The organism is Erwinia sp. CGal63 (assembly GCF_037026505.1).
Taxonomy (GTDB): Bacteria; Pseudomonadota; Gammaproteobacteria; order Enterobacterales; family Enterobacteriaceae; genus Erwinia.
This window is the reverse complement of sequence record NZ_JAKUMN010000001.1, coordinates 1,383,400-1,401,666: the sequence shown is the minus strand read 5'-3', so window position 1 is coordinate 1,401,666 and position 18,267 is coordinate 1,383,400. Positions and strand designations below refer to the sequence as shown.

The following is an 18,267-nucleotide window of genomic DNA, read 5'->3' as shown; positions in this document are numbered from 1 at the left end:
GGGTACGTATATTAATGAAGCCTTCTATTGTTGCCAAACTGGAAGCCCTGCAGGAACGCCATGAAGAAGTTGAGGCGATGCTGGGCGATGCTGGCGTCATTGCCGATCAGGAGCGTTTTCGCGCGCTATCGCGTGAGTATGCCCAGCTGACCGATGTCAGTCAGTGCTTCCGCAGATGGCAGCAGAATCAGGACGATATCGCCGCCGCCGAAGAGATGCTCGACGATCCGGAAATGCGCGATATGGCGCAGGAAGAGCTGAAAGAGGCGCGTGAAGCCAGCGAGCAGCTGGAGCAGGAGCTGCAGGTACTGCTGCTGCCGAAAGATCCAGATGACGAACGCAACTGCTATCTGGAAGTGCGCGCGGGTACAGGCGGCGACGAGGCCGCTATTTTCGCCGGCGATCTGTTCCGGATGTACAGCCGCTATGCCGAAGCCCGCCGCTGGAAAGTGGAAGTGATGAGCGCCAACGAAGGCGAGCATGGCGGCTATAAAGAAGTGATCGCCAAAATCGTCGGCGAGGGCGCCTATGGCCGCCTGAAGTTCGAGTCCGGCGGCCATCGCGTGCAGCGCGTGCCGGAGACGGAATCCCAGGGCCGTATCCACACTTCAGCCTGTACCGTTGCGGTGATGCCGGAGGTGCCGGAAGCGGAGCTGCCGGATATCAACCCGAGCGACCTGAAAATTGACACCTTCCGCTCATCGGGCGCAGGTGGCCAGCACGTCAACACCACCGATTCCGCTATCCGTATCACCCACCTGCCGACCGGCATCGTGGTGGAGTGTCAGGACGAGCGATCGCAGCATAAAAACAAAGCTAAAGCGCTGGCGGTGCTGGGGTCACGCATTCGTGCGGCGGAAATTGCCCGTCGCCAGCAGGAAGAAGCCTCAACGCGCCGCAACCTGTTGGGCAGCGGCGATCGCTCAGACCGCAACCGCACCTACAACTATCCGCAGGGCCGTATTACCGATCACCGCATCAACCTGACTATCTACCGCCTGGACGAAGCGATGCAGGGCAAGCTGGATATGCTGATTGAACCTGTGGTGCAGGAATATCAGGCGGATCAGCTGGCCGCGCTGTCCGAGCAGGATTAATGGAAATTCGCCAGTGGCTGAAAGGAGCCATCGATAAACTGGCGGGCAGTGAAAGCCCGAAAAGGGATGCGCAGATCCTGCTGGAATTTGTCACTGGCCGTTCCCGTAGCTGGTTAATCGCCTTTGACGACGCTCACCTGGCGCCGGCCGAGCTGGCGCAGCTTGATGCGCTGCTGGCCCGTCGCGCCACAGGCGAACCCGTTGCTTACCTGATCGGCGAGCGTGAATTCTGGTCGCTGCCGCTCAGCGTTTCTCCCGATACGCTGATCCCCAGACCCGACACCGAGACGCTGGTGGAGCAGGCGCTTGCGCTGTTGCCCGCCGGGCCGGTATCGGTGCTGGACTTGGGAACAGGAACCGGCGCTATCGCGCTGGCCATCGCCAGCGAACGTCCCGACTGCCAGCTAACCGGCGTGGATCGTATTCCGGGCGCGGTGGCGCTGGCCCAGCGCAACGCAGAGCGGCTTGGTATCAATAATGCCGTGTTCCGCCTCAGCGACTGGTTCAGCGCGCTGGCGGGCGAGCGTTTCGCCGTTATCGTCAGTAATCCACCCTATATCGATGAAGCCGATGAGCATCTGTGTCAGGGCGATGTGCGTTTCGAACCGCATAGCGCGCTGGTCGCGGCGGATGGCGGCCTTGCGGATATCAAAACCATCGCCGCGCAGGCGCAGGAAGCGCTGCTGCCGGGCGGCTGGCTGCTGCTGGAGCATGGCTGGCGGCAGGCGATGGCGGTGCAGGCGATCCTCAATGAAAAAGGTTATTGCAATATTGTCACCCGTCAGGATTTTGGCGGCAACGATCGCGTAACCTGTGCGCAAAAACCCTGAACGAGGGAAACTTCATGGCTGAATGGTACGGTTCGATAAAAAACCTGCATCTGTTGACGGTGGCGTTTACCGCGACGCTGTTTCTGCTGCGCTTCTTCTGGCTGCAGACCGGTTCACCGATGCTGAACAAGCGCTGGGTGCGCATCCTGCCGCATCTCAACGACACGTTGCTGCTGCTGTCGGGTGCGGCGCTGGTGGCGATAACGCATTTTTATCCCTTTACGCCTCAGGGCGCCTGGCTGACTGAGAAGCTGTTTGGCGTTATTATCTATATCGCGCTTGGCTTTGTTGCGCTCGGGCGCAAACCACGCGCGCAAAAAGTGCGCTGGATAGCTTTTATCGTGGCGGCCGCAATGCTGGTGGTGATTTACCATCTGGCCGTCACAAAAATGCCATTGTTGGGGAATGTATGACGTCGATAGCAATTGATGAAGGCACAGCGACCCCGCTGTGCGAGGCGGTGATTGCGGCTACGCTGGCCATCCGTCCCGATTTTCCTGCTGAAGACGTAAAAAAGCAGCTGGCGGAGCTGGTTGAAGAGGCGCGAGCCACCATTCCAGGCCAGCTGGAGCAGGATCTGCAGCTGGAGAAACTGATTGAGCTGTTCTGGCAGCAGTGGGGATTTGGCGGGGCCAGCGGCGTTTACCGCCTCTCCGACACGCTGTGGCTGGATAACGTGCTGAAAACCCGTCAGGGCACCGCCGTGTCGCTGGGGATTATTTTTCTGCATATCGCTCATGAGCTGTCGCTACCGCTGATGCCGGTGATTTTTCCGACGCAGCTTATCCTGCGTGCCGACTGGATTGATGAAGAGATGTGGCTGATCAATCCTTTTAACGGCGAGACGCTGGACGAGCATACGCTGGAAGTCTGGCTGAAGGGCAATATCGGCCCTATCGCCGAGCTGTACGATGACGATCTGCAGGAGGCCGAGCCGCAGCTGGTGCTGAACAAGATGCTGGATACGCTGAAGGCCGCGCTGATGGAAGAGAAGCAGATGGAGCTGGCGCTGCAGGTCAGCCAGGTGCTGGTGAATATGGACCCGGAAGATCCCTATGAAATTCGCGACCGCGGGCTGATTTTCGCCCAGCTGGAGTGTGAACACGTCGCTGTCAGCGATCTGACCTATTTTGTTGAGCAGTGTCCGGAAGATCCGGTCAGCGAAATGATTAAATTACAGATTCACTCGATTGAACAGAAACAGATCACGCTGCACTAATCTGTATAACAAAGAATAAGGCGAAGAGATGAAACAAAAAGTCGTTAGCATTGGTGATGTGAAGGTCGCAAACGATCTGCCGTTTGTGCTGTTTGGCGGCATGAACGTGCTGGAATCCCGCGATCTCGCCATGCGTATCTGCGAGCACTACGTCACCGTGACCCAGAAGCTGGGCATCCCTTACGTGTTCAAAGCCTCTTTTGACAAGGCTAACCGTTCCTCCATTCGTTCTTACCGCGGGCCGGGCCTGGAAGAGGGCATGAAGATTTTCCAGGAGCTGAAGCAGACCTTCGGCGTTAAGGTGATTACCGACGTGCACGAGGCCAGCCAGGCGCAGCCGGTTGCCGATGTGGTGGACGTCATTCAGCTGCCGGCCTTCCTGGCGCGTCAGACCGATCTGGTTGAAGCGATGGCGAAAACCGGCGCGGTAATTAACGTCAAGAAGCCGCAGTTCGTCAGCCCTGGCCAGATGGGCAACATTGTCGAGAAATTTGCCGAAGGCGGTAACGACAAGGTTATCCTGTGCGATCGCGGCGCGAACTTCGGCTACGACAACCTGGTTGTGGACATGCTGGGCTTTAACGTGATGAAGCAGGTTTCCAACGGCAGCCCGGTGATTTTCGACGTCACCCATGCGCTGCAGTGCCGCGATCCGTTCGGCGCCGCTTCCAGCGGCCGTCGCGGTCAGGTGACCGAGCTGGCTCGCGCCGGCATGGCGGTTGGCCTGGCGGGTCTGTTTATCGAAGCGCATCCCGATCCGGCTAACGCGAAGTGCGACGGCCCATCCGCGCTGCCGCTGGACAAGCTGGAGCCATTCCTGAAGCAGATAAAAGCGATTGATGATCTGGTGAAGGGCTTCCCGGCGCTGGATACCAGCAACTGATAATCAGGGCCAGCCGCCGCAACGGCGCTGGCCTGTTGCTTTATTTAGTCGCTGCCTTGCGCAGCTCCGCAGCCGTATAGTATTTCCCGTCGATTTCAACGTATTCGCCCGACGCCAGCTTGCGCTGCGCCAGTGCCCAGCCACGTTCCTGCAGCATTCTGTTCATGGCGAAAAACGCTTTTTGCGTTGGGCTCAGTTCAGACATAGCTTGTGATGATGGCATAGCCCCTCCTGTCAGTGCAGAGATGATTTACACTTGTCGTCAGCGGAATGCACGTCGCCGTTTTATGATTAAAACCCAGTATGGCATCATAAATTTCGGTCAAATCTCTTTTCCGCCTGCGCGCAGTATCCTTTGCGGCAACCCACATATAAAGTGCGGACTTGCAAACAGTGTAATGATCGTAAACGGCGCGAGCAACCGATCGAATCACTTTTACCGCCTGTAATCCGGATAATTCCATAACGTGCTGAAAATTATTGTTATAGTCCGGCGTAATTTTATCAAACATTACGCACCCTACGCTGTTGGCGGGCATAACGGTCAGAGCAGGCGAAATCTGCGTCGGGTCAGCATGCCAGGCTTTTAGCTCTGCCAGCGTATGGATTTTCGTAAACGCGACATTATAGAGCGAGCCGCCAACGGTAAAAGTTCGCTGCACGTAGTCCGGGCCAAAGGGGTGATCGAAATCGTGCGCCTGCCAGTGAATCATTTTGCTGCCTCCTTGCTGATAGCTTGCTTATCGGACTAGTAATCAGCAAGGAGACGAAGCGGCAAGCATTTCGTGAAATTGCGTTCCGCAAATGCGCGATGTCTCGAACATTTGCGGAAAAGGGCAGGCAGATGGCTACAGCATGACCGTCATCAGATAGCCGATAAACAGCGCCAGATGCGCCGCGCCGTTCAGCACGTTGGTTCTGCCGGTGGAGAAGGAGATCTGACAGAGCAGCAGCGAAGCCAGCATTATCACCATATGCGGCGGCTCCAGGCCGAAAATCAGCTCCTGGCCGGTCAAAGTGGCGATAATAGTCACGGTAGGCACGGTGAGAGAAATCGTCGCCAGCACCGAACCGAAAAAGAGATTCATCGCGCGCTGTACCTGGTTCGCCAGCACGGCTTTGATTGCACCGAGGCCTTCCGGCGAGAGGATCAGCAGCGCCACCAGGAAACCGGTAAACTGTTCGGGCGCGTTCATTTCAGTCAGCAGAGCGCCCAGCGTGCTGGAGTCCATTTTGGTCACGGCGATGACGGCGATCAGATGCACCAGCAGCCAGCAGGTATGCCAGACGCTGGAGTGCGCGGAAGGCTTGCCGTGATGCGGATCGTCGCCGTCGTCTTCATGCTCATAGACAAACAGGCTCTGGTGGGTTTTGGTCTGGATTAGCAGAAAGACGCCGTACATCACCGCAGAAATCGCCGAGATCAGCAGCGACTGGCCGATACTAAAATTACCGGTCGGCAGCGCGTTAGGAAAGACCAGCACCAGTACCGCCAGCGGAAAGATGGCGATAAGATACTGTTTGACGCCGGCCAGGTTGACATATTGCGTGGCAAACTTGCGCCCGCCCAGCAGCAGCGCGAAGCCGACCAGGCCGCCGGTAACGATCATCACGATAGAGTAAAGCGTATCGCGCATCAGCATCGGCGCCGCATCGCCTGTCGCCATCAGGGCGGAAATCAGGCTGACCTCCAGGATCACCACAGAGAGGCTCAGGATCAGCGAGCCATAAGGTTCGCCGAGACGATGCGCCAGCACGTCGGCGTGACGTACCACGCTAAAAGCGCTGCTGAGGATCGCGACCAGCGCAAGCAGGTTTATGCCGATAATGGTCGGCAGCGAGTCGGAAGCGCCCCAAAACCAGAGTACGATCAGGGCGGCGAGAGGAAGAACCAAGGAGGATTCTTTGTGACGGGTTTTGACGCTTTCTTGCGCGCTCATAAGCATTATTTCCTTTTCTGACCATCAGCCTGCGGCACAGGCGAAACCACTTCAGCGTAATTTGATTATATAACAAGCGGCAGCAGTGTAACGGCAGTAAGGTTAACACTCGGTAAACTTTACACGATTTTACCGGGGGGAAGGTATTAACGCCTGTAAGTGTCTTAATAGCCTGTTATTTATTTAATTTTATGATTTTAAACGTCTTTTTAAATACTCTGGCGCTATTATCATACCTTTAACGATAATTTTTCATCGCTATTCCTGCCACAAACAGTGGTTATGATTTGGTTATCTGTCAGCTCTGTCAAAAAGCGCTAACTGGCAGCGCCGGACTTTTTGTTCCAGGCTTAATAAGTCAGTTAACAAGGAGATAGATGATGCCATACAGTTCAAGAGCTTCTCTGCCCGACAGCGTAAAAAACGTTCTGCCCGCTCATGCGCAGGATATCTATCAGGAAGCTTTTAACAGCGCCTGGGATGAATACAAAGAGAAAAAAGATCGGCGAGGCGACGACTCGCGTGAAGAAGTGGCGCATAAAGTCGCCTGGGCAGCGGTAAAAAATCAGTATGAAAAAGGCGATGACGACAAGTGGCATAAAAAGTAACGTTAACGCTGTTGCGCCGTTCTCCAGCAGCGGCGCGACGCTTCCCTTTGCGGACGCGATCTCACTCCTGATATTTTCCTGCCGCGCTTTCTGAAGTTTCCCGTTATGCCGCCGATGATAAACCTGAGATAAATTTATTCTTTTGTGACGCGCTTCAAACTTGATCGCCGCGCCTGAAATGACTTAAGGTCAGGTTAAGCGTAACGACACTAAAATTCAGAACCAGGCGGCAGGCAGGGGTAGAGAGGGCTGATGTTAACAAGAGATTTCCTGGCAAAAGCGGATTGTAAAACGGCCTTTGGCGCAATTGAGGAATCGCTGTTATGGAGCTGTGAACAGCGTGCGGCCTCGCTGGCGGCCGCGTTGGCCTGCCGTCCCGATAACAGTCCGGTATGGATTTTCGGCTACGGCTCGCTGATGTGGAATCCGGTATTCGAATCCGACGAGGTGGCGGAAGGAACGCTGCAGGGCTGGCATCGGGCTTTCTGCCTGCGGCTTACCGCCGGACGCGGCACCGCGCAACAGCCCGGACGTATGCTGGCGCTGAAAGAGGGCGGCAGCACCACTGGCCTGGCTTTTCGCCTGCCGGAGGCGAAGCTGACGGAGGAGCTGGAGCTGTTATGGAAGCGCGAAATGGTCACCGGCTGCTACCTGCCGACCTGGTGCGAGCTTGGCCTGGCAGACGGCCGCAGCGTAACGGCGCTGGCGTTCGTCATGGATCCTCGCCACGCGCTTTATGAAGCCGACTCCTGCCCGCAAACTATCGCGCCGCTTATCGCCCAGGCGAGCGGGCCGCTGGGTACCAATGCACAATACCTCTTCTCGCTGGAGCAGGAGCTGAAAAGGCGCGGCCTTTACGATGACTGCCTGACCGATCTGGTGCAGCGCGTGCGCGAACTGCAGGAGTATCACAACGATTTGGCTGGTTAGCCTGAAAGTCAGGAGCCGGGATTAATCAGCCAGGTGCCCGGCTTGTCGATATCCAGTCGCTGGCTGTGCACCTTCTCTCCGGCCTGTACCTCAATAGTATACTGTCCCGCTGGCAAATTAAGCGAAGCGTAGCCGCTGGTGTTGGGTTTCGCCTCGACCGGCCTGCCGTTGAGCCGCAGCGTTTCGCCGCTGGTCAGCTTCAGGTAGACCGTGGCGATGGCCTGGCTTTTGGCTGGCGCGATCGTTGCCGCAGGCGCTGCGCTATCGGCGCTGTTATCTGCCGCGGCGGAAGGCTCTGGCGCCGACGGGTTGTCTGAAGAGCTGAACGCAAACAGCAGTCCGACAAGGGCCAGCACCGCGACGCCAGCGGCGATCGCCAGCGGCTTCGCCAGCTTGTGATGGCGCAGAGAGGCATATTCCGCGCTGGCGGAAGCGGGCGCGATAGTCAGCTGTGGCTGTGGCTGCGGCTGTGGCTGCGGCTCGGAAACCGGACTCTCTTCGGCAACTTTAGTCACGCTGCTGACCAGCTCTTCCACCGTGCTGACCGGCAGCGCGATCAACGCGGCGAACTCATCGACGGACTGCGGACGATCCTGCGGTTTCATCGCCAGCGCCCGGTCGATGGCGTTCAGTAGAGGCAGCGAGAACCCTTCCGGCCGCAGCTGAGTCAGCGGCTGATAGCGATCCTCAATACAGCGCACGACGCTGACCGGCGGCGGATCGCCCGTCACCAGCGTATGCAGCACCGCGCCCAACGCATAGATATCCGTCCAGGGCCCCTGATCGCTGTCGCTCTCTTCGCTGTACTGTTCAATCGGCGCATAGCCGGGCTTGAGCATGATTTCGGTCTGGTCGGAGAGATTGCCGATAGTTTTGCGGGCGGAACCGAAATCGAGCAGCACCGGCAGCTGGTTATCCTGAATCTGGATATTATCCAGCGAGATGTCGCGATGCAGATAGCCGGCCTGATGAATAGTATCGATAGCGCCGAACAGCGGCGGCAACAGCTGGCGGATCCAGGCGTCGGTAATGGTTTCCGGGCTGCTCAGCTGCCACTCTTTCAGCGTCATGCCGCTATAGTAGAGCGTACCCATATAGGCGGTGCCGTTCTCTTCCCAGAAGCGCAGCACGTGCAGCAGGCCAGGATGGTTGAACCGCGCCAGCAGGCGAGCTTCCTGAATGAAACTGTTAAGGCCCGCGGTGAACAGTTTTTGGTAGCGCTCGCCGCGTAGCGTAATGGTCAGATGCTCATCGCGTGATACCAGCGAGACGGGCAGGTATTCCTTAATGGCGATGGTGCGTTCCAACAGATGATCCCAGGCGCGATAGACAATGCCGAAGCCGCCGCCGCCAATGACCTCTTTGATCTCAAATTCGTTAAAACGATGCCCCGCCGGAAGGGCGTTGGGTACGTTTTTCTTTTCGTTTGCCGACATAGTAAACACTCTCTAAGCGTTAACCACCTTCTTCCCTGAGGAAACGTGCGGTCAGTTAACGGTGCGCCAGGCGCCAATAGCCGGATCGGCCAGGTCTGCATGCAGGTCGTTCACCAGCAGCACGTTAATTTTAACCTGCGGGCTGGTCAGCCTGCTCCAGGTTTTACGCAGCCCATCCACGCGGCTTTTTAGCTGCACGGAATCAGCCGCCTCTGTTTTGCTCATTTTCACCAGCAGCGTGCCGTCGAAAGACCAGACGTGCAGCATAGGGTTGAATGTCAGCAGCAGCCAGCTGTCAGGCGCATCCTTAAGGCTAACCACCAGCCGCTGGTTGTTGGCCGAGACGATGGTCAGCTCGCCCGTTGCCGGATGCAGGTTGCGCAGAGGAAAGCCCTGGTAAAACTGCACGGGGATCTGCTGAACTTTGCCATTGCTGGCAAGCGTAAGCTCGCTTTTGCCTTCCAGCCAGCCTTCCGTCGAGCAGTTCAGATGCTGAGCGTCCGGGATAAACAGCGACTGGCCGTTTTCATCCCACCAGGTGCGGAAATGGCAGCCGCCCGGCAGATCGAAATGCTGCAGCGGCGCGTTATTGGCCGGTTGGGAAAGATCCAGCGGCTCGGCATTACTGGCCGTAGCGGTAGCCGTACCGTCGGCGATAACGATAGGGCGCCAGTTTTGTACTTTCGAAGCCGTGCCGGAGGCGAGCACCGAGCCGGCCTCGTTGGTCATCTGCCAGGGAAGCTCGGTCAGGCTACTGCACTGGTTGTTCAACAGCTTGCCCACGCGCGGCAGGAAGCTGTTCAGCACGCTGGATTCTTTATTTTTACCGGAGACGATACGCAGATGAATGCTCGCCTCACACCAGTCTTTCGGCGCGTTACTCGCCACGTTATCGATAAAAACCTCCAGCGCCAGGCTGGGAGAATAGACCACGCGGTAATCTTCCGCCTGAGCGGCGGTTGCAAACAACAATGTGACAGCCGGCAACCAGAATTTCATAGCTTTCCTTGGTTAATCACGCGACGGCAGGAAGCGAACAGAATCCGCCATCGATTGTAACAGGGTAGTGTCCTGCGGCGAGCCAACCCAGACAGCTACCGCGCTTAAATTATCTTTATTCTCGTTGCGACCTATCGCCTTATGCATCAACGCAAGCCACTCCTGAGGCGAGCTGACCATACGCAAAGCCTGCTCCATTTCGCCTGATTGCAGGTTGCACCAGAAGCCGTCGGTGCAGACCAGAAAGGCATCGCCATCTTCAAGCGGCATAACTTCACTGTAGCTGACGGACTGGCTCCCATCCGCGCCGAGAGCATTATAGAGTAAGTTACTGTTAATACCGGTATTATCTACACCTGCGTCTTTTAACTGCTGCGCCAGGCTGTGGTCGCGCGTCACATTATGGATAAAGCCGCGGCGGAAGTGATAAATCCGGCTGTCGCCCGCGTGCGCCCACCAGGCCAGTTGCCGGTCGCGGTCGATAAACAGGGCGGCGAGCGTGGTGCTCATTCGCTCAAAATTCAGATTTTTCCTCTGCGCCTCGCGGATAGCCAGTTCGGCCTGTTCCACCCAGGCTTTGCTGTCGCAGGCGGTAAAGGAGCGATCGTCCAGACGCGCCAGCAGCACGTCGCGAGCGATGCGGGCGGCGCGATCGCCTCCAGCGGTGCCGCCCACGCCATCGCAGACCAGAAAGCAGGCGCTGTGTTCGCCTACGCGCGCGCCCGTTTCATCCTGATTACTCTCACGCTCGCCTGTGTGCGACGTAAAGGCATAGTTTATCTTCATTCTTGTTCCGGTCTGGTTTGCGAATCTTTATATTGATTCACTTCCATATCATAAGCCTGCAAAAATGCGTCGCCGAACAGCGTATGAAAATCATCCTCGATTTCACCAGAGGTATTCTGATAATGACGCAAAAAGTAGTCCCAGAGCGCGGCTTTCTTTAAGGCGCTCAGCCCGACCCGCGGCAGGTTGCCGTCGCGACGGGCGTGATCTTCCAGCCGCTGCGGATTAAACGATTGCAGCATGGCGGCGATGATAGCGCGGATGCCGGCAATCATGCCAAGCTGATGCGCCTGCAAATCAACCAGCGCGTCGCGCACCGCCTGCTCTGGCGGCATAAAGCCCGGCATCTGGCTCTGGTAAATCTGCATCAGTACCGTTTTGCCCGAAGGCAGGATCTTGAACGGGTTGTTGGCCTCGTTCAGGATCATCGTCATTTCTGCCTTAACGCCGCGCTTCAGGATCGAGCGGGAAGAGAGCAGGGCGACGGTACCCTGAGAAAACAGGCTCAGCATTCTGCCCGTGGTGCGCATCTGCTCTTCGGTGAAAAGCGGTTTGCCCGGCCCGTTTTCCAGCCCCATCCCCTCCATCAGCGCCGCCAGCAGCCGCTGCTCATGGCTTTCGCCATCGGCGCGCTCCGCCGGAGCCGACCCGCGGGCAATGGGGCCGATATCCAGGCGGGCGTCGCCTGAACGCGGCGGCTGCCGCACGGGCGAAGGTTCTCGCTCCGGCACCGGCGTGACGATTGGCACCTGCTCGTTGAGAATGCCCAGCGGATCTTCGGGCTGCGTCCGGTTCTCGCTAAACAGCGCCAGCGGATCGACATCGCTGAACGGCGCTTCTTCCACGCGGTTGGGATCGCTGACCGCAATCTGGTAGTCGCCGATACCCAGCAGATCGCCATGATGCAGCAGAATCTGCTTGCCGCGCGCCAGCGGCACGTGGTTGTGCAGCACCGCGATCACGCTGCCGTGATTGGTTAACCGACACTCGCCGTTTCCCGCCACGTGGACGACGGCCTGCAGACGCGAAATAGCGCGTTCGCTGTCGGGCAGCACCAGATCGTTGTCGACGCTTCGGCCTATGGTGCCGCCGGGCGGAGCAAAATCGCAGGTCGTGACGGGCGCCTCGGTTTTACTCTCAACAATGGTAAATCGCATGCGCTTTTCCTGAAGCCTGGGGCATTAAGGTCACCCTATTCAAACATTGGTGGATAGAGTCCATGACGACCCGGCTGCGTAACGGCGGCCGGATCAAAAAGTTGCGTAAACAGCCGGGCGGTAAGATTACCGCTATGTTTATGGCTGGCCAACGGATAGCCGTCGCTTTGATTCGTCCACCAGTAGCTGGTGTAGCGCACCGGATCGAAACACCTGGCGACCTCGTGCCAGGCCAGCGTGCAGGGAAGATCCTGATAGCCGATAACATCCATGATATCCGACCGGCTGGTATCGGGCAGCGACAGCGGCGGCAGGCCAAGCAGCTTTTGCTCAAGCTGTTGCGGGGTACAGGCCTGCTTCACGGCCTGATGCAGCGCTTCGCCCAGCGCCTGAAACCATTCGCCGGAGACGGCAAGCTGCGCCGGATGCCAGTGGCTGACCGGCACGCTCTGCAGCGCCAGCAGAGGCCAGCTGCGGCCGACGCGATCGCGCGAGGGCAGCAGACAGCCTATCTGAACCCGCTGTACGCCAAGCGTCGCGGGCAGGGCGAAGTTCCAGACGGGCGCGCGGCTGAACAGCTCTCCCGCAGCGTCGTCCCGCTGATACCAGTGCGCCAGGCCGAGCTGAAACCAGTTCGACCAGGTGGCTACTATGGGCTCAGGGATGCGGCGCTGTAAAAAATCGCCGGTACCCGGCAGCTTGCCGTACCAACCCAGCTCATTTTTTCCCGGCATGGTTATCACCTTCCCGCTAATGATTCGAGGCCCGGTCAGACGAAGCCGTGGCTGTCGCCTCCTGACGGGGCGCGCTGTCGAGATTCACCGCCAGCTTGCGCATAATCAGCGCGTTATCCCTGGCGAACGGCGACGTCTGAATCTGCCGATCCAGCAGCTGGCTTAAATGCTGATCCAGCTGCTGAAGCTGGCGGGTCGTCACGCCGGCGGGAAGCGTCCGCTGCAGGTTCTGCATTACCCAGCCGCGCAGGAACTCGCCGTCGTAGCTGCGCGGTTGATACAGCATCTGATAAGCGCGCAGGGCATTGCGGCTGAAATCGCTGTCGTCGCCCTTATCGTTGCGCAGAGTTTCAGTAATATTTTGCGCCACGCGCGGCAGCAGCAGCGTTTTCAGCGCGTTCTGGTAAAAGCCCAGCGCGGCGGCGCTGATTTGATCGCCGCGATAAAGACCCGCGCGCATACTCAAAGGCGGATCGTCTAGCGCGAAGCTGTCGCTCTGCGGCAGGGCCACCAGACTATTCAGAAAGGGTAGCAGATCCAGGATGTCGCCGTTGTTATTGTTCAGCAATTGCCTGGCCTGCAGCTCGACCGGCGCCAGGCGGGTTTCAACCTGCTGCAGATAGTGCTGATTTTTATAATAACTGGTGGTCCAGAGCAGCGTGGCCAGCAGCAGCGTCAGCGCCAGCGAGAGATAGCTGGCCCAGTGCAGCAGGCGGTTGCGATGCTCCCAGCGGCGGTCGCTCCCCGCCAGGCCGCTTTCGCGAAAAATCAGCTCGCTTAGCAGCGAACGGATAAAATAGCTCTGCCCTTTATTGGCCGGAATAGGCGCGTTGCGATGTACCGTATCCCAGCTGGCGATAGAGTGGCTGGAGGCCTGCGGCAGCTGTAGCTTGCGCGTCAGCTCGCCCATAATGCGGTCGAAGGGCAGGCCTTCCTGCGTGCCGCTGGTAAAGAAGAGGCCGCGCGGCACCCAGGGCAGCGCCTCTTTTTCCGGCGTGAAGACGATCGAAAGATAGTCCGCCAGCAGAGGCTGCAGCGAAGCGAACTCCTGCGGGAAAAGAAAACAGTCGGCGCGCTGAGAGAGATCGTTCTCTTTCGCCATTTTTCCCGCCAGATCCGCCTGCAGACGTAAGGTCAGCTGCCGGAACTGCTGTTCAAACAGCGTGCGCAGCGTCGGGTCGCTGAGCTTGTCCGGCTCCCAGGGAAAGGTAAAGCCCCAGATCTCATCGCGCTGGCTTTTGTCCAGCGTGCCGTAGTAGCTCATAAAGCCTTTCAGCAGATCGGTCTTGGTGACCATGACGTACACCGGAAAATGAATGCCGGTTTGCTGATGCAGCTCCTGCATCCGGCTGCGCAGGGCGGTCGCCTGTACGTGGCGCGCGTCCGCCGAATCGCTGAGCAGATCGGCGACGCTGATGGTCATGATCACCCCGTTGATCGGCTGACGAGCGCGATAGCGCTTCAGCAGCGAAATAAAAGTCTGCCATTCGCTGGCGTCTCTGGCGCGCTGGCTCTCCTGCAGGGTATAGCGCCCGGCCGTATCCAGCAGCACCGCCTCCTCCGTGAACCACCAGTCGCAGTGACGAGTGCCGCCGACGCCGCGTAGCGCGCTTCTGCCCAGCGTATCGCCCAGCGGAAACTCCAGCCCGGAGTTAAGCAGCGCCGTGGTTTTGCCCGCGCCCGGCGCGCCGACGATGATGTACCACGGCAGCTGGTAGAGGTACTGCGCGCTGAAACGCTGCAGCCAGCCGCCACCGCTTTTTTGTTTGCGCACGGGAAAGTGCGTTTTTTTCAGCAGCGTCGCCGCTTCGCTGAACAGGGCGCTGAGCAGCTCTTCCGCCGCCGCCTGCTCGGCGTGATCGACGCTGTAGTGCTGAAGGTTGTTCAGCAGCTTGCTGTTAAACCAGGCGCGATAGAGCTGGGGGATCAGCTGAAACAGGATCCAGAAGAAATAGCAGAGGCCGATGGCGATCTGTCGGTTGACGCTGCTCTCCAGCCAGTGGATACCGTTTAGCGACAGCAGCGGGCCGGTAATCCAAATCAGCGCGGAGAGCGCCGTGATGCCGAAAAAGCCCCACAGCAGCCTGCTGGAAAATAAGTTGAAAAATACGGAAGGCATGGTTATTTCCCCGTCTGACTGGTTTGAACCTCAGGGGCCGGCAGCAGCACGATCTCAACCCGGCGATTGCGCGCGCGGTTTTCGTTGCTGTCGTTGGGCAGCAGCGGATTGCTGTCGCCGCGGCCTTCGCTGCGGATCAGATGGCTCGGTTCCAGCATCTGCTGGCGCATCAGGGCGCTGATGCTGCGGGCCTGCGCGAGCGAATATTCATAGTTAGAGGCGAAATTAGAGGCATGCGCCGGTTGATTATCGGTATAAACGCTGACCAATACGGTTCCTTTGATATTGTCCATCGCGGCCGAGACGCGGGTGATAATGGCGCGACCTTCCGGCAATAAATCGCTGCCCGACGGGCTGAAAAGCTTATCGGACGGAATAATCACCTTGCTGCCGTTGGTGCCGTCGGCCACGTCCAGCTGACGGGCCGCAATCAGATCGTCCAGCCTCTGCCGCAGATCCAGCAGCGCCTGAGCCGAGCTGTTGCGGGCGATTTCGTTGCGCGGGAGCGGCGTCTGCCAGATGGCGCGCAGCAGCGGCTCCGCGGCGTTGCCCAGCCGCCAGTTCAGTCCGGAGTAGATCAGACAGCCCAGGAAGGCTGCCAGCGCCACGCTTGCCCAAAGCGGAACCGGCGGACGCCACAGCGTATTTTGCCCTACCGGATCCAGCGGCTGCGGCAGTGCCGGCTGCGGCTGTTCGCCGCGCGTGTCCGCAATCAGCTGCGCCAGACGGGTGCGGATGGTGTCGCGCTGAAGCCGCCCCTGCTCAATGGCGCGATAGCGGCCTTCATAGCCCAGCAGCAGGCAGTAGTGAATAATCTCCAGTAGCCACAGATGCTGCGCGGGCGTCTGGGAAATACGCGAAAGCAGCTGAAACACTTTTTCGCCGCCCCAGCTTTCGTTGTGAAAAGTCACCAGCAGGCCATTGCCCGACCAGACGCCGCGCGTGCCCCAGGGCGTTTGCGCGGCGGCCTCGTCCAGCACGCTGCACAGGCAGTAGCGGGCGCCGATAATCATATCGAAAGGCAAACCGGCCTGCTTGCAGCGGCTTTCAAACTGGCGGATCTCATCGACCAGCTGTTGGCGCAGGCCAGCGGGATCGTCATGCGTTGCTGCCAGGCGGATCTGCACGATTGCGTTCAGCAACGGTGCCGCGGCGCACAGTAACGGGTTTTCCTGGCTGACGAAAACGGGCGCGTCAGCGTGGTGTTCCGGGGTCATCAGACTTTACTTTCTCAGCTTGGCGGCGCCAGACAGGCGCCTTGTGCTCTCTCAGAGTGGGCGTTCCCTGCGGGCCGCGCCTATTCCAGAATCCAGGTGGCCGTGTCGTTATTGCGGCAGGCCTTGCTTTGTCCGCCGACATCGACGCAAACCTTTTTCGTTTTGCGCGGGCGCGGCCGATCGCTGCGCAGCGTAGCCTCGTAAAGCTCGCTTTTCACGCCCGCTTTGTAAGGCACATAGCCGATCAGCTGCTCCTGATCCGGCTCGGCTATTGCCAGCCAGTGGTTTTCCACTTCGCCGAGCACGATGAAAGGCTTGCCGTTCTCCAGATAGCGGATAACGTGGCTGCCAAAATCGGGGCTGCTCATAACGGAGGCGTTGTAAAGCGCGCGGTAGGTTTCATTGACCGGGGTAAAAGAGGTCGGTGCCCGAACCGCGTGGCGGTGCGTCAACGTGACGCCGTCAACGCTGGAGGTCACAATGGTATCGTCCGTTATCTGCGGCGCGGGAGCTTTACAGGCTGACAGGGTAAGCGCTGCCAGCAGAGTTAATGCGATGCTAATTTTCACATTGATCCTCGTGAATATGGTCAGTGGGTAGGGCTGCAATCCACTCTTCACGGGCGCGATAGCCACCACGTGAAAATCATTCTGTTTTACAGAAAGATAAATTTGTATTTAGTCTACATGACGCTTTTGAGAATGGGAACAATTGCAGGCGGCGCCGTAACATGTTATTGACAGGCGCGCTGAATTATTACAACGCGTTTGACGACAGAATGAGCATGAATATTGCTTAATCCCTCCTTTTAAAAGAAGGAGAGAAGATGATGCCTGCCGTTATTGACTGGCTTTCCGCCTCCCGTCAGTGCGAGATAGCCGAACTCAGAATGCTGTTGCAGACAGGTGAACTGAGCGCGGCCCTGAGCCAGCTGATCCATGAGCTGCAGCGCGAGCGCGGCGCCAGTAATATCTGGCTTTGTTCACAGGGCGCACTGTTCGGCGAAGAGCTGCCGCTGCGGGAAAAACAGGTAGCCAGCGCGACGACGCACGTTCTCGCCAGACTGCCTGCGCTCCCGCTGCCTGGCGACGCGGCTGGCGGCCAAAGCCGTCTGTGCAATCGCATCGCCGCTGCGCTCTACGGCCTGGAAACCTTGCCCGCGCTGCGCCAGCAAATCCGCCGCTTTCAACTCTCCCACGCCGATGCGATGGCGCGTTTCAGTCAGGTTATCCGCCAGCTGCTCAATCTGGGCTTCGCCACCATCGACAGCGCCTGCGATCCGGCCGTGGCCAGAACGCTGGTGGCGATGTTCAGCTTTATGCAGGCAAAGGAGCTGGCGGGTCAGGAGCGCGCCATTGGCTCGGCAGGCTACGCCAGCGGCGCTTTTACCGTGGCGCAGAGCGAAGAGATGGTCGCCCTGATCGCCGCCCAGGAGCGCTGCTTCGCCAGTTTCGCCCGTTTTGCCGATGAGGAGGCGCGGGCCGAGTGGCAGGCGCTGGAGGCGGAAAGCGGCGATATAGAGCGTTTGCGGCGCATCGCCTGCACGCGTGGCGTTCCCGACAGCGCGGGAACGGAGATGGCGCTCGGCTGGTATCAGCTGATGACGGGCCGCATCGACAGATTGAAACGGCTGGAAGATCGGCTGGCGCAGCAGCTGACGCAGCGCTGCCGCGAAAGCATCCGACGGGCTGAAGAGGCCGACGACGGGCTGGCGAAGCTGGAGCTGGCGCTGGCGGACGGCGACAGCGATCCCGCCTGGAGCCTCTACGTGGATGGCCGGGACGCGCTGCGTCAGGAGATGCAAGCGCTGGAAACGGAAGGCCTGACGCCACAGCTGGGACGCTTTGTGCTGGGGTTAGTGCAGGAGCAGTCCCGGCGGCTGCAGGCGCAGGATGATGAGCTGGCCGCGATGCGCGCCACGCTGGAGGAGCGCAGGCAGATCGACCGGGCTAAAGCGCTGCTGATGCGTCACCAGGGATTTAGCGAGGAGCAGGCCTGGCAAAGCCTGCGTAAAATGGCGATGGATCAAAACCGGCGCGTGGCCGATATCGCCGGCGCGCTGCTGTCGGTCGCCGCCGTTTTTCCTTCTACTCCCAAATGAGTAGTTGCACAAAGGCCGTGCGTATTTCGCTCCATCAGAGGGCAGAAACCCGGCGATTGCTGAGGTATTAGCGCCGTCCGGCCGCTTTTTTTACCTGGCACGTCCTTTGCAATAGTTTTCTGAAAACGTTTGCCCGCCAACGGCGGTGGGAAAACGATGTGGATAAAGGCGTCCAGCCGCATGCCCAGCGCATGTCGGCCGGACGCCTTTT

Annotated in this window: 19 protein-coding genes; 8 read left to right on the top strand and 11 right to left on the bottom strand. The window is 58.8% G+C overall.

The window, feature by feature from the left end; genetic code table 11:
• Positions 1-14 precede the first annotated feature (14 nt).
• The 5 genes from prfA to kdsA are packed head-to-tail and all read left to right on the top strand — an operon-like array spanning position 15 to position 4,029.
• A complete protein-coding gene (gene prfA, locus MKZ79_RS06355) occupies positions 15-1,097 on the top strand; it encodes a peptide chain release factor 1 (RefSeq protein WP_336140772.1) in 1,083 nt (360 codons plus the stop codon).
• Positions 1,097-1,927, top strand: a complete 831-nt coding sequence (prmC, locus tag MKZ79_RS06350) for a peptide chain release factor N(5)-glutamine methyltransferase (RefSeq protein ID WP_336140771.1) — start codon at positions 1,097-1,099, stop codon at positions 1,925-1,927. The genes prfA and prmC overlap by 1 nt, the downstream gene beginning before the upstream one ends.
• A gap of 14 nt (positions 1,928-1,941) precedes the next feature.
• Complete coding sequence (locus MKZ79_RS06345) at positions 1,942-2,340, top strand: SirB2 family protein (protein ID WP_336140770.1); 399 nt, start codon at positions 1,942-1,944, stop codon at positions 2,338-2,340.
• A complete protein-coding gene (sirB1, locus tag MKZ79_RS06340) occupies positions 2,337-3,146 on the top strand; it encodes an invasion regulator SirB1 (RefSeq protein WP_336140769.1) in 810 nt (269 codons plus the stop codon). The genes MKZ79_RS06345 and sirB1 overlap by 4 nt, the downstream gene beginning before the upstream one ends.
• A 28-nt stretch (positions 3,147-3,174) precedes the next feature.
• On the top strand, positions 3,175-4,029 hold the full coding sequence (gene kdsA / locus MKZ79_RS06335; protein ID WP_336140768.1) for a 3-deoxy-8-phosphooctulonate synthase: 855 nt from the start codon (positions 3,175-3,177) through the stop codon (positions 4,027-4,029).
• 40 nt (positions 4,030-4,069) lie between these two features.
• On the opposite strand, the gene MKZ79_RS06330 is transcribed toward kdsA, so the two are convergent.
• The 3 genes from MKZ79_RS06330 to chaA all read right to left on the bottom strand — a co-directional run bounded on the left by MKZ79_RS06330 (position 4,070) and on the right by chaA (position 5,969).
• Positions 4,070-4,252, bottom strand: coding sequence for a hypothetical protein (locus tag MKZ79_RS06330; protein WP_336140767.1), 183 nt, complete (start codon positions 4,250-4,252; stop codon positions 4,070-4,072).
• Positions 4,227-4,742, bottom strand: coding sequence for a hypothetical protein (locus tag MKZ79_RS06325; protein WP_336140766.1), 516 nt, complete (start codon positions 4,740-4,742; stop codon positions 4,227-4,229). Before MKZ79_RS06325 ends, MKZ79_RS06330 begins: the two co-directional genes overlap by 26 nt.
• Positions 4,743-4,877: 135 nt before the next feature.
• Positions 4,878-5,969 carry a sodium-potassium/proton antiporter ChaA gene (gene chaA, locus MKZ79_RS06320; protein WP_336140765.1) on the bottom strand — a complete coding sequence of 364 codons (1,092 nt, stop codon included), beginning with the start codon at positions 5,967-5,969 and terminating at the stop codon, positions 4,878-4,880.
• A gap of 380 nt (positions 5,970-6,349) precedes the next feature.
• Between chaA and chaB the strand changes: the two genes are divergently transcribed.
• Together chaB and MKZ79_RS06310 are read left to right on the top strand one after the other, a co-directional pair.
• Positions 6,350-6,577, top strand: a complete 228-nt coding sequence (gene chaB / locus MKZ79_RS06315; protein ID WP_336140764.1) for a putative cation transport regulator ChaB — start codon at positions 6,350-6,352, stop codon at positions 6,575-6,577.
• Positions 6,578-6,829: 252 nt separating this feature from the next.
• On the top strand, positions 6,830-7,507 hold the full coding sequence (locus tag MKZ79_RS06310; RefSeq protein ID WP_336140763.1) for a gamma-glutamylcyclotransferase: 678 nt from the start codon (positions 6,830-6,832) through the stop codon (positions 7,505-7,507).
• 8 nt (positions 7,508-7,515) lie between these two features.
• Here the strand turns inward: MKZ79_RS06310 and MKZ79_RS06305 are convergent, their stop codons facing one another.
• From MKZ79_RS06305 to MKZ79_RS06270, 8 genes are all read right to left on the bottom strand, one after another.
• A complete protein-coding gene (locus tag MKZ79_RS06305) occupies positions 7,516-8,943 on the bottom strand; it encodes a serine/threonine protein kinase (protein WP_336140762.1) in 1,428 nt (475 codons plus the stop codon).
• A 51-nt stretch (positions 8,944-8,994) separates the two neighbouring features.
• Positions 8,995-9,942: a hypothetical protein gene (locus MKZ79_RS06300; RefSeq protein ID WP_336140761.1), complete on the bottom strand. Its 948-nt coding sequence runs from the start codon at positions 9,940-9,942 to the stop codon at positions 8,995-8,997.
• A 12-nt stretch (positions 9,943-9,954) separates the two neighbouring features.
• Positions 9,955-10,728, bottom strand: a complete 774-nt coding sequence (locus MKZ79_RS06295; RefSeq protein ID WP_336140760.1) for a PP2C family protein-serine/threonine phosphatase — start codon at positions 10,726-10,728, stop codon at positions 9,955-9,957.
• On the bottom strand, positions 10,725-11,885 hold the full coding sequence (gene tagH / locus MKZ79_RS06290) for a type VI secretion system-associated FHA domain protein TagH (RefSeq protein ID WP_336140759.1): 1,161 nt from the start codon (positions 11,883-11,885) through the stop codon (positions 10,725-10,727). Before tagH ends, MKZ79_RS06295 begins: the two co-directional genes overlap by 4 nt.
• Positions 11,886-11,920: 35 nt before the next feature.
• Positions 11,921-12,619 (bottom strand): type VI secretion system-associated protein TagF, encoded by a 699-nt coding sequence (gene tagF / locus MKZ79_RS06285; RefSeq protein ID WP_336140758.1) that lies wholly within the window; start codon positions 12,617-12,619, stop codon positions 11,921-11,923.
• Positions 12,620-12,635: 16 nt separating this feature from the next.
• The gene (gene tssM, locus MKZ79_RS06280; protein ID WP_336140757.1) at positions 12,636-14,738 is read right to left on the bottom strand and encodes a type VI secretion system membrane subunit TssM; all 2,103 of its coding nucleotides are present in this window, start codon (positions 14,736-14,738) and stop codon (positions 12,636-12,638) included.
• A gap of 2 nt (positions 14,739-14,740) precedes the next feature.
• On the bottom strand, positions 14,741-15,955 hold the full coding sequence (gene icmH, locus MKZ79_RS06275; RefSeq protein ID WP_336140756.1) for a type IVB secretion system protein IcmH/DotU: 1,215 nt from the start codon (positions 15,953-15,955) through the stop codon (positions 14,741-14,743).
• A gap of 80 nt (positions 15,956-16,035) precedes the next feature.
• Entirely contained in the window at positions 16,036-16,524 is a 489-nt protein-coding gene (locus tag MKZ79_RS06270) for an SH3 domain-containing protein (RefSeq protein WP_336140755.1), read from the bottom strand.
• A 260-nt stretch (positions 16,525-16,784) separates the two neighbouring features.
• Between MKZ79_RS06270 and MKZ79_RS06265 the strand changes: the two genes are divergently transcribed.
• Complete coding sequence (locus MKZ79_RS06265; RefSeq protein WP_336141365.1) at positions 16,785-18,056, top strand: nitrate- and nitrite sensing domain-containing protein; 1,272 nt, start codon at positions 16,785-16,787, stop codon at positions 18,054-18,056.
• Positions 18,057-18,267: the final 211 nt, after the last annotated feature.

Coding starts and splice junctions, on each gene's coding strand:
- MKZ79_RS06310 (WP_336140763.1), top strand. CDS start 6,830: ATGTTAACAAGAGATTTCCTGGCAAAAGCGGATTGTAAAACGGCCTTT.
- tagF (WP_336140758.1), bottom strand. CDS start 12,619: ATGCCGGGAAAAAATGAGCTGGGTTGGTACGGCAAGCTGCCGGGTACC.
- prfA (WP_336140772.1), top strand. CDS start 15: ATGAAGCCTTCTATTGTTGCCAAACTGGAAGCCCTGCAGGAACGCCAT.
- chaA (WP_336140765.1), bottom strand. CDS start 5,969: ATGAGCGCGCAAGAAAGCGTCAAAACCCGTCACAAAGAATCCTCCTTG.
- icmH (WP_336140756.1), bottom strand. CDS start 15,955: ATGACCCCGGAACACCACGCTGACGCGCCCGTTTTCGTCAGCCAGGAA.
- MKZ79_RS06305 (WP_336140762.1), bottom strand. CDS start 8,943: ATGTCGGCAAACGAAAAGAAAAACGTACCCAACGCCCTTCCGGCGGGG.
- MKZ79_RS06325 (WP_336140766.1), bottom strand. CDS start 4,742: ATGATTCACTGGCAGGCGCACGATTTCGATCACCCCTTTGGCCCGGAC.
- tssM (WP_336140757.1), bottom strand. CDS start 14,738: ATGCCTTCCGTATTTTTCAACTTATTTTCCAGCAGGCTGCTGTGGGGC.
- MKZ79_RS06295 (WP_336140760.1), bottom strand. CDS start 10,728: ATGAAGATAAACTATGCCTTTACGTCGCACACAGGCGAGCGTGAGAGT.
- sirB1 (WP_336140769.1), top strand. CDS start 2,337: ATGACGTCGATAGCAATTGATGAAGGCACAGCGACCCCGCTGTGCGAG.
- MKZ79_RS06300 (WP_336140761.1), bottom strand. CDS start 9,942: ATGAAATTCTGGTTGCCGGCTGTCACATTGTTGTTTGCAACCGCCGCT.
- kdsA (WP_336140768.1), top strand. CDS start 3,175: ATGAAACAAAAAGTCGTTAGCATTGGTGATGTGAAGGTCGCAAACGAT.
- prmC (WP_336140771.1), top strand. CDS start 1,097: ATGGAAATTCGCCAGTGGCTGAAAGGAGCCATCGATAAACTGGCGGGC.
- MKZ79_RS06345 (WP_336140770.1), top strand. CDS start 1,942: ATGGCTGAATGGTACGGTTCGATAAAAAACCTGCATCTGTTGACGGTG.
- MKZ79_RS06330 (WP_336140767.1), bottom strand. CDS start 4,252: ATGCCATCATCACAAGCTATGTCTGAACTGAGCCCAACGCAAAAAGCG.
- tagH (WP_336140759.1), bottom strand. CDS start 11,885: ATGCGATTTACCATTGTTGAGAGTAAAACCGAGGCGCCCGTCACGACC.
- MKZ79_RS06265 (WP_336141365.1), top strand. CDS start 16,785: ATGCCTGCCGTTATTGACTGGCTTTCCGCCTCCCGTCAGTGCGAGATA.
- chaB (WP_336140764.1), top strand. CDS start 6,350: ATGCCATACAGTTCAAGAGCTTCTCTGCCCGACAGCGTAAAAAACGTT.